The sequence below is a fragment of the Kitasatospora sp. NPDC056651 genome (assembly GCF_042792155.1).
Taxonomy (GTDB): Bacteria; Actinomycetota; Actinomycetes; order Streptomycetales; family Streptomycetaceae; genus Kitasatospora.
This window is the reverse complement of sequence record NZ_JBHTWX010000179.1, coordinates 1-8,723: the sequence shown is the minus strand read 5'-3', so window position 1 is coordinate 8,723 and position 8,723 is coordinate 1. Positions and strand designations below refer to the sequence as shown.

Below are 8,723 nucleotides of genomic sequence, written 5' to 3'. Positions count from 1 at the left end.
CCCCACCGACCCAGACTCCAGCATCCCTGCAATCACTGAAACCGAACATCGAATCGCTCTTGACTCCCGGACGGGGGCAGTCGTGCGACAGCCTCTGCCCTGCCCCACGGTTGTTGCGAGACCCTCCAAGCCCGGTCCCGGACGCCCAACCGGCCAGCCCAACCGCCGCCGCGCACCCATCTATGACGTCGGACTCGCCCTGGTCAGCAGCCAGTAGCAAACACGCAGGTGAGAAACCGAACACGACCCAAGACGATCACCGGAGGTAAAACAACAAGCTCAGCCGCCACGCCACCGCCTCCAGGTCCACTGAGAGCAGCGCCAGCGAGATCAACGGCCATGGTGCGCTCTGGAACATGGACGCCTGCCGCACCGGGTTGCGCCCGCCTGCCCGGAGCTCCGTCGCGGGCTCCCAGTCGCCCTCTGCATCCGGTATTTCGATCATCTCAGTCACGACGCACAGTCAACCAGTACACGATCTCGATACGGCTGGCCGCCGACGGATCCGCACGCCTCCCTCCAGTTGTTCACGGAACTCCGGTCAGGGCCAAATTCAGAGAGCGCCATCACCACGAACTCACCCTTCACCGAGTGGGACAAGACCTTCGGCGACGCCCGCCTCTGCGCGGCCATCGCCGACCGGATCGCCTTCCGCTGCACCCTCATCCAGACCGGCACCGAGTCCTACCGCTACCAGGCCACCCAAGAGTCTCTCTTCCCCACCCCGAACTGACACGCCACCAGTACGGAGGGCTGGATCACGGGCCCAGCTGTCGACGTACTCGGAGTGCTCAGCCACGTACTGGCGAATGGGCCCACGGCCCCGCCGCCATCGCGCGCAGCCTGACCCGCCGGAAGGTGGGTCGGCTACCGAATGATGCAGATCGCCGGCATTGGTAGGTTCCACTCACCCTGCACATCGACGAGTACCCGGCTGGCCAGCTCCCGGGCTTCGGTCCAACCTGGATCGACCGCCAGAGCTTCCCTGCCCCAACGCTCCGAGTTCTCCCTGCCGCTCATCCCGGCGAAGACCGCATCGATTGCTTGCAGATCTGGAAGCACCTCACGACTGATCTCCCCGCCCTCAACCAGGCTCTCCACCATGCGGAAGGCATGGTCGAAGTCCAGAGCGATCTCATCCGCCAGGACACCGTGCTCGTCCACCCATGCCTGCTGAGCCGACGGATCAGCTGCCACCACGGTCAGCGACTCGATCAACAAGCGCCTTCGAAAAGAAGGATCGGGGTTCTCCATCCGAGGATCGTCGCACGCCCAAGCGCGAGGCGGCCAGCTACTTCGTCCTCAAGCTGAGCATGTTCATCCGCACCCGGCTGAGCACTTCGACGAGTACGCGGACACCAGCCTTCCGGCACGCCCAGGAGTGCGGCCCTGGCCGCGACTTGTCAGGGAGGCGACCCGGGCCCGCGACCACAAGCTGCCGCCGCCCCCACCCCACCCCTACGGACACTCCGCCCACGCCCACCAGGTCACCCGATCAGTGGCTCCCGATCTCGCCGGAACGGCTCCCGAACTCGGGTCTGGCCCAGGTTCTGTGGCTGGTGATACTGGGTAACGGGTCATGGGTGTTGGCGGGGTCTGGAGATCGTCCGGAACTGGACGGCCGAGTCACCTGGACGGCTGACAGTCGGCGGCTGTGTCGCAATCGTGGTCGTGGCTCGGTGAGTTGTTGTTCCCGTCGCTGCCCCAGGTGGAGGTCGTCGGTGTCGAAGCGTCCGGTGCGGTGGTGCGGGTCGCTGCCCGCGTGGCTGTTCCGGGTGCGGCCTGTCCGGACTGCGGGGCGTGGTCGGAGCGGGTGCATGGCTCCTACCTGCGCGATCCGTCGGATCTGCCCAGTTGGGGACAAACTGCAAGACGTTCTGTTCATGCTTCCGCCAAGGGCCGCCGGAGAACTCCGGGTGCAGGTGGAGCGCCTGGACGTGGTGTTCCTCGGGCGAACGCATCACGAGCCGATGGCAGACCCGGAGTTGGCGTGGTGCCATCGCAGATCCTGACTGTACCCATGTCGCCGACCGATTCGTTGGCTCTTGCATGACTGGTCGGGGAGTTCAGTGGCGCCGAGGCAATCGGAGGGCCGGTCGCCGATCACCCGCCGAGGCTACGGGGACCTCTCCGACACCGAGCCTTATGTGTCCCACGCGGCCCGATGTTCAGCATGCCGAGACCGGAACCTCTTGTCGTCCTGCGGTAGCTGTCAGCCCCGGCGCCTACGGACCGTCACTGGTCACACAACCTGGGCCAGAACCCCGAACTGACCGAAGAACATCCGCCACGGTCGAGGAGGTGGCCGCGTCCGTAGCGCAGGGCGGCCTGTTCGGCCACCGCCGGGTGGCCCGGGCGGCGGGCTTCGGGGAAGGTCGCGCTCACGGCGGCCCCGGCCGCGGTGAGGTGCCAGGCCTTCGTGCGGCCGGCCTGCGGCAGGGTGACGAACTCGGCCAGGCCCTCGGCGTGGAGGCGGCTCATGCGCTTCTGGGTCTGCTTCAGGCCGGCCTGTCCGCCGTGCAGCTGGTGGAGCTGCTCGGCGGTGGCCAGGGTGAAGCGGGCGAGCGTCACCGGGCATCGTGGTCGGTCTCCAGATCCCCGTTCACGAAAGCACTCCTCGCGGGTTTCGTGCACGGGCCCATCCCGTGCCTGGGGAATGAAACCCTGTCGGCCCGTGCGGTGGCCCGGTACTTGGGGATCTCCAGGGGCACCGTGCTGCGGGCCCTTGCCTCGGACCGGCCGCCGGTCTACCAGCGTCCGCTGAAGGGCTCGGCGGTGGATCAGGTCGAGCCCGACATCCGCGAGCTGTTGAAGCAGACCCCGACCATGCCGGCCACGGTGATCGTCGAGCGGATCGGGTGGGACTGCGGCCTGACCATCCTCAAGGAACGGGTGCGCGAGTTGCAGCCCGCCTATCTTCCTGTCGACCCGGTTTCGCGCACGGTCTACTCGCCCAGTGTGATCTGTGGTTCCCGCCGGTGGACATCCCGCTCAACTACCGGTGGCGGTTTGGAGCTTCACATCCCGCGACCGGGTGCTCACAGTTATGGTCGCCGTGATGACGGTGTCCGATGGAGGAGGCGAACGTGGAAGGCGTGGAACTGGCCGTGGGCTATCTCTTCGCGTGGGCGGTGAGCAAGGCACGGCGGGTGGCGGGCCGGGCGGACGCGGAGGTCGACCAGGCGCTGGACGCCGGGATGGACCGCCTGCACGACGTGGTGGCCACCCGGCTGGGCCGTGAGCCGGCACTGGAGAGCGTGACGCGGGAGGTGACCGACGGCCGGGAGGAGCCGACCCCGGAGACCCGGAACCAGCTAGAGCTGGCATTGACGGACACGGCCTCGCGCGACGCCGAGTTCGCCGAGGCTCTGCAACGGGCCGTCGAGCAGGTCCGGGCGGCCCAGGCGTCCGCCGACCCGGGGCCGGGCAAGTCCACCGTGAGCGGGAACACCATCAACGGCGGGTCCTGATCGGCGACGGCAACACCCAGACCAACCACTTCGGCTCCCGTGACGGCTGAGGCACCCAGCGGCCGGAGGCGCGACTTCGGGCCCGGCACCGTCATCAACCTCGCGTTGATGTCGGGCGACAACAGCGTCCAGCACAACTACTTCATCACCAGGGACTCCTCCGACCCGGTGCAGAATCTGGCTGGGCTGGTGCGGGAGCAGTGGAGCGAGGAGGCCAAGCTGCGTGACCTGTTCCCGGTGCCGATCCCCGTTCTGTGGCGTGTGGAGGACGGCGAGACCCTTGGTGACCACCGCGAGCTGGCAGGAGGTCCCGTGGAGGGAACCACCTCGGATCTGGCTTCCTTCACTCGATCGTTCTCGGAACAACAATCGCAGCGCCTGGTCATCCTGGGCGAGGCGGGCAGCGGCAAGACGACCCTGGCTGTCCTGCTGGTCCTCGAACTGCTGCGGCAGAGAGCGGAAGGAGGCCGGGTCCCGGTCCTGCTGCCGATCGCCTCCTGGCGGCCCACCAAGGAGCACCTGAAGACCTGGCTGTTGCGTCAACTCACGGACCAGTACCCGTTCCTGAGTTCCACGAAGGCCCATGGCCTCCTGAACCGCGGGCTCATCCTGCCGGTGCTCGACGGCCTGGACGAACTGCCCGCCGCCGAACGGCCGCTGGCGCTGCGAAAGCTCACGTCCGGCTACCTGGCGACCGAGCCGCTGGTGCTGACCTGCCGGACCGGCGACTACACCAAGGCGATCGGGACGGGGCACGTGCTGCGCTCGGCCCTGGTGGTCGAAGGCCAGCCCCTGACGGCAGAGGCGGTCGCGAAGTACCTGCGCATCAGCGTCCCCCCGCAGCGGCGGGCCCACTGGCGGCCGCTCATCAGGGCCGTGGAGGAGGACAAGGGCAGCCCCGTGGCCAGGGCCCTGTCGGTTCCGCTCCTGCTGTGGCTGTGCTGGAAGGTCTACGAAGACTCGGACCAGGGCGGGAGCCCTGACGACCTCATGGATCAAGCCCGTTTCCCGACCGTGGAGGAGATCGAGCGGCACCTGCTGGACTCGCTCGTACCGTCGGTCTATCCGAGCGGCCCGCAGCCGCCTGTTCACCGCGACCGGAAGGCGCCCCGGAGGTGGTCCAGGAGGCACGGGCCCGGGCCGCCCGGTGGCTCGGCCATCTCGCCCGGCACCTCACGAAGCGCGAGCAGACCGACCTCAAATGGTGGGAACTGGGCACGACCCTGCACCCGTCGGCCCGCACGGCCGTGATCGGGGGCGTGTCCGGGGTGTGCGTCGGGGTGATCGTCTTCCTCGTGGACTCGGCATACTTCACCATCTACCCGTCGTGATCCTTCGGGGGCTTCCGTGCCAGATTCGCGGAAGGACTCCTCATCGGGCTCGTGGACGCCCTCGTCAACGGGCTTGCGGCCGCGCTGGTCTTCGCCCTCGCGCTCCGGATCCGCTTGGCGTTCGCGGGCGCGGCGGTGGAACCCTCACGGATGCGGATCCGCATCCGCGGCCGGAGCAAGGCGTCCGGAACCAGGTCCGTCCGCGAGGTCCTCAAGCAGGTCAGAACCGGGCTCGTCGCGGGGTTCGCGGGCGGAGCTGGGATCGGGCTCATGCTCGGGCTGTGGGGCATGGGGTCAGGAGACCCGCTCTGGTTCAAGGACGGACTGGTGACCGCGGTGGTGTTCGGCGCCCAGTTCGCACTCGCACTTGGGCTCGTGGGCGGGATCGTGTCCTGGCTCGAGGTTCCCCTCGACACCGAGTCCGCCGTCCGGCCCCGCGGTCTGCTGGCCGCCAACCGGAACACCGTGCTCGTGCAGCTGCTCCTGTTCGGGCCCCTGGCCGGAGTCGCCATCACGGTCGGGTCCAGGCCCTTCATCGGGTTCCTCGGAGGCTCCCTCTGGGGCGTGGGAATCAGGACGGACCCCGCGTGGAACACCTGGGTCGGACTCGTCACGGTGTTCGCGGGAGGACTCGGAGCGGCCCTCGCGCTGACGGCGTGGGGCGAGTGGGTGGTCATCGCGAGGATCTGGCTTCCGCTGAGCGGACGGCTGCCGTGGCGGGCGATGTCGTTCTTCGAGGACGCCCACCGGGAGCGCGGTGTCCTGCGTCAGGCCGGAGCGGTCTACCAGTTTCGCCACGCCAGCCTCCAGGAGCACCTCGCCCGCCCGCCGGGGACCGCGGCCGACGAACGGTCATACCATGGTTGATCCGTCTCCCTCCTCGTTACCGGACTTCTCCCGCTCCTGCCGCAGCGTACGCCTGGGCCCAGTACGCACAGGACAGCTGGGCCGACTACCTCGCCGCCCGTGAAGAGGAGACGTCTACGATCCGATGACGTGGACCTTCCCGTCGTGGGTGAACCATGCGCTCTCTCCGCCGAGCACGTCCTTCACCGTCCAGGCGAGGTTTTCCCGACCGCCGATACTGACGTCGAAGGGGTCGCTCAGCTCCTCTCCGACGGTCGCGGAGATCGACCGGACCTTGGCCGCCGGCTGGCCGTCCAAGGCCAGTACGGCTGGTGGGTCGAACGAACGAGTGACGCGATGGAGCGGCGTCGACACCTCCGTCGTCGGGTTGATTTCCCCCGACTGAAGGAGGTCCATGACCCGGATCCAACCGTTGTGTGGATCCTGGACCTCCAGTGTGTAGTTCAGCACCGGTCCCTTCAGCACGTCCGACAGCAGTTCAGAGACATCCATGTGAAGGTCCTTAACCACTGGAACGCGCGGGGTCACCGAGATCCGGATCTCCATCAACCGGCCCTTGACGTCCTTGTCAGTCGGGGATCGCATCTCCAGGATGATCAAGCCATAGGTGTCGGCGATCTTCCGGGCGCCGAGTTGGAATCCCTTCACGTGGACCATGACGCCTGTTGTCGGCACGGCGTCGAAGCTGACCTCTTCTACGACGCCCTTAAAGGCCAGCGCGTCGTTCTGCTCCAGCGAACGGCTCTTACGTCGGCACTCGAAGACGACCCGATGCGCATGCCCGGACTCGGTCGTGAACTCCCACAGGACGTCGATCTGGTGAGGTGAGGCCCGGCCAGGCAGGACCACGTTGTGCTCAAGACGGGTCGTCGTCACGAGCGAGCGTTCGGCGATGCGCTCGACGAGGAGCCGAGTCAGCCTCTCGTATTCGGTCGAGCTCATCGAGTCGGTGCTGTCAGCCATCTGCGCTGCCCCACTAGCCGCTTGGAATCGGTGAACAGCGGCAACCTACTCTCCTTTTGGCTCTGTCGAATTGGCTTCTCGACGAGGGGCCAGAGCGCGATCGAATCACCCCTCTGTGGAAGGGGTCGGCACAGCAGGGCCAGAAGCGGTTCGGCGGGTTCGCAGTCGATCAGGTGCGCCTACTCCCGGGCCCGGGTCCACGTGAAGAGCCTCTACCGCCTCAACGTCACCCAGGCCGAGCAGCAGGCCCTGGCCGAGATGCTCGGCACCTGCGCGTAGCGGGAGCGGTCCGGCCCGGCTGCCGGCCGGCGGGCTGGCCAACCGTCTCAGAACGGGGCCTGTCGTGCCGGCGGCCGGTCCCCTGCCCGGGCGGCCGTCGGCTGCGTTGGCGGCCGGCGCCCACGGCGTCATTTGCTACCCACGACGGGCGCCGGCGGTGTCCAGCAGTTGAGGAGAAGGAGGGCTGGTCGGTGCTGGCAGCTGTCCGGGGTCCGAGCTGCTCGACCGCCGCTCGGCCGCCGCCCGCGCGGGCATCGACGGCCGTCCCGCAGTACGGGCCGCCCGCAGGGCCGGGTTCCTGCGCACGCTCCCGGCCGCTCAGCGGGTCTGGAAGGACACCCTGGAAGCCATCGCCCGGCGGGCGGGCCTTTCGTCGATGCGGCGGCGATCGACGTCACCCGTGACCTGCCGAGCCGTGCCGCGGGAGCGTGGATCGGCGTCGGGGCGAGCACTGTGAAACGCTGGCGTCGACAGCCCCCGTCGTGAGCGTGACGGCCAGACAGGGCACCGGGCGTAACGTCAAGAGCCGCTGTCGTCTTCGTTCGGAGCTTCCGGGTCCTGCGCGTCGGTGTTTTCCTCGAGTGCGTCGATGCCCGCGTGCGGCCACGTCCGGACGTACATGGCCGCGTTCGTCGGGGACAGGAAGTCGTAGTAGCTGGGTCGGCCGGAGACAAGGTTGGCCGTCTTGGTGGCGCTGGCCAGAATGGCGGAGAGGCTGGTCTGGGACAGCGCCGCCGCCTTGGCGGCAGTTGTGACCGGCGAGGTATCGGCCACCTATGAGGCGGCATCAGCGACCAGCGAGGCAAAGCGTTCAGCGCACTCGCTGGCGAAGGAACAGAGCTGATCGACGACCTGTCGATACGCATGCGGGTCCCGCGCCCTGCGCGGCGGAACATCGGTCCACTGCTTCCACAGGCCACCATCAGCAAGGTACCCGGATGCGCGCTCGGACTTGATGGCGGCATCGAGGTGAAGAAGTGCGCCAAGCGCAAAGCCCTGGTCGTAGTCAAGATCGGGCCGCAACAAGTAGCGGTCAAGGTAGCGACACAGCAGATCGGCATCCGCGCTGTCACCGAACGTGGCGAGGGCGACGCAGTAGGCCCCGCCGGCATACGGCCCTTCGCTGGCCAGCAGAAGTTCGCCGATACGGCTGCGGAACTCGGTCCTGCCAGCTACGACCACCAGCCAGGAAGCAGTCTTACGCTCTCGCCACCCGCCTTCGAAGAGGACGTCGAGCTCAGCCGGAGTAATCTCCGAGGCAGCCTGGACCAGTTCTCTCGCGAACACTTCGCGCTCGAGCCCCGTCAACCGCAGCAAGCTTCCACCCAAGCGAAGGTACCGTCGTCCGGGCGTGACGAATCGGCGGACCAAGCCCAGCAGCTCAGGGTCAGTGGTGGCATCACGCATAGCTGCATCCTTGCCAGGTGAACGCTCAACTGCCAGCGGTTTTGCCCGAGGGAGGCCAAGCAGGGAAGGCCAGCCTCCGTGTTTCGGTTTGCGTCGGTTGATCTGGGGCGATCCCTGTATCGGAGGTCTCGAGGCTGCCGTTGGAGTTGGGCATGCCGAGGGCCCGGCGCGGTGGCCGGGTGCTCCTGGGTCCTCGTGTCGTGGTGGTCAGGGGCGGTTTGGTCTGTCAGGTGGCCGGTCGGGGGAGTGCGGCCAGGCGGCTGAACGCCGCAGTCAGTTCGTGGCGCCAGGGCCAGGTGGCGGCGATCCGCTGAGGTTCCCCCGAGGTGCGGAAGGTTGCCGGACATGGCCTGATTGGCCGTGAGAAGGGAGCCTTTGCCATGGCTGCACCGATGAAGTACCCGCC

General features: G+C 67.8%; 10 protein-coding genes. 4 read left to right on the top strand and 6 right to left on the bottom strand.

Annotation, left to right across the window (positions count from 1 at the left end; translation table 11 throughout):
- Positions 1-256 precede the first annotated feature (256 nt).
- Entirely contained in the window at positions 257-454 is a 198-nt protein-coding gene (locus ACFRAR_RS37315; protein ID WP_380704651.1) for a hypothetical protein, read from the bottom strand.
- A 69-nt stretch (positions 455-523) separates the two neighbouring features.
- On the opposite strand from ACFRAR_RS37315, the gene ACFRAR_RS37310 reads away from it, so the two are divergent.
- The gene (locus tag ACFRAR_RS37310; protein WP_380704649.1) at positions 524-733 is read left to right on the top strand and encodes an ATP-binding protein; all 210 of its coding nucleotides are present in this window, start codon (positions 524-526) and stop codon (positions 731-733) included.
- Positions 734-867: 134 nt separating this feature from the next.
- Here ACFRAR_RS37310 and ACFRAR_RS37305 read toward each other — a convergent pair whose 3' ends face one another.
- Both ACFRAR_RS37305 and ACFRAR_RS37300 read right to left on the bottom strand, forming a co-directional pair.
- Complete coding sequence (locus tag ACFRAR_RS37305) at positions 868-1,254, bottom strand: hypothetical protein (protein WP_380704647.1); 387 nt, start codon at positions 1,252-1,254, stop codon at positions 868-870.
- A gap of 981 nt (positions 1,255-2,235) precedes the next feature.
- Positions 2,236-2,571 (bottom strand): replication-relaxation family protein, encoded by a 336-nt coding sequence (locus ACFRAR_RS37300; protein ID WP_380704645.1) that lies wholly within the window; start codon positions 2,569-2,571, stop codon positions 2,236-2,238.
- Between the two features lie 515 nt (positions 2,572-3,086).
- On the opposite strand from ACFRAR_RS37300, the gene ACFRAR_RS37295 reads away from it, so the two are divergent.
- The 3 genes from ACFRAR_RS37295 to ACFRAR_RS37285 all read left to right on the top strand — a co-directional run bounded on the left by ACFRAR_RS37295 (position 3,087) and on the right by ACFRAR_RS37285 (position 5,668).
- On the top strand, positions 3,087-3,470 hold the full coding sequence (locus ACFRAR_RS37295; RefSeq protein ID WP_380704643.1) for a hypothetical protein: 384 nt from the start codon (positions 3,087-3,089) through the stop codon (positions 3,468-3,470).
- Positions 3,471-3,578: 108 nt separating this feature from the next.
- Positions 3,579-4,721 carry an NACHT domain-containing protein gene (locus ACFRAR_RS37290; RefSeq protein ID WP_380704641.1) on the top strand — a complete coding sequence of 381 codons (1,143 nt, stop codon included), beginning with the start codon at positions 3,579-3,581 and terminating at the stop codon, positions 4,719-4,721.
- Between the two features lie 131 nt (positions 4,722-4,852).
- Positions 4,853-5,668 carry a hypothetical protein gene (locus ACFRAR_RS37285; RefSeq protein WP_380704639.1) on the top strand — a complete coding sequence of 272 codons (816 nt, stop codon included), beginning with the start codon at positions 4,853-4,855 and terminating at the stop codon, positions 5,666-5,668.
- Between the two features lie 114 nt (positions 5,669-5,782).
- Here ACFRAR_RS37285 and ACFRAR_RS37280 read toward each other — a convergent pair whose 3' ends face one another.
- The 3 genes from ACFRAR_RS37280 to ACFRAR_RS37270 all read right to left on the bottom strand — a co-directional run bounded on the left by ACFRAR_RS37280 (position 5,783) and on the right by ACFRAR_RS37270 (position 8,317).
- Positions 5,783-6,631 (bottom strand): hypothetical protein, encoded by an 849-nt coding sequence (locus ACFRAR_RS37280; RefSeq protein ID WP_380704637.1) that lies wholly within the window; start codon positions 6,629-6,631, stop codon positions 5,783-5,785.
- A 798-nt stretch (positions 6,632-7,429) separates the two neighbouring features.
- Complete coding sequence (locus ACFRAR_RS37275) at positions 7,430-7,684, bottom strand: hypothetical protein (protein ID WP_380704635.1); 255 nt, start codon at positions 7,682-7,684, stop codon at positions 7,430-7,432.
- Positions 7,685-8,317: a DUF6000 family protein gene (locus tag ACFRAR_RS37270; RefSeq protein WP_380704633.1), complete on the bottom strand. Its 633-nt coding sequence runs from the start codon at positions 8,315-8,317 to the stop codon at positions 7,685-7,687.
- Positions 8,318-8,723 lie beyond the last annotated feature (406 nt).

Coding starts and splice junctions, on each gene's coding strand:
- ACFRAR_RS37280 (WP_380704637.1), bottom strand. CDS start 6,631: ATGGCTGACAGCACCGACTCGATGAGCTCGACCGAATACGAGAGGCTG.
- ACFRAR_RS37270 (WP_380704633.1), bottom strand. CDS start 8,317: ATGCGTGATGCCACCACTGACCCTGAGCTGCTGGGCTTGGTCCGCCGA.
- ACFRAR_RS37305 (WP_380704647.1), bottom strand. CDS start 1,254: ATGGAGAACCCCGATCCTTCTTTTCGAAGGCGCTTGTTGATCGAGTCG.
- ACFRAR_RS37290 (WP_380704641.1), top strand. CDS start 3,579: ATGTCGGGCGACAACAGCGTCCAGCACAACTACTTCATCACCAGGGAC.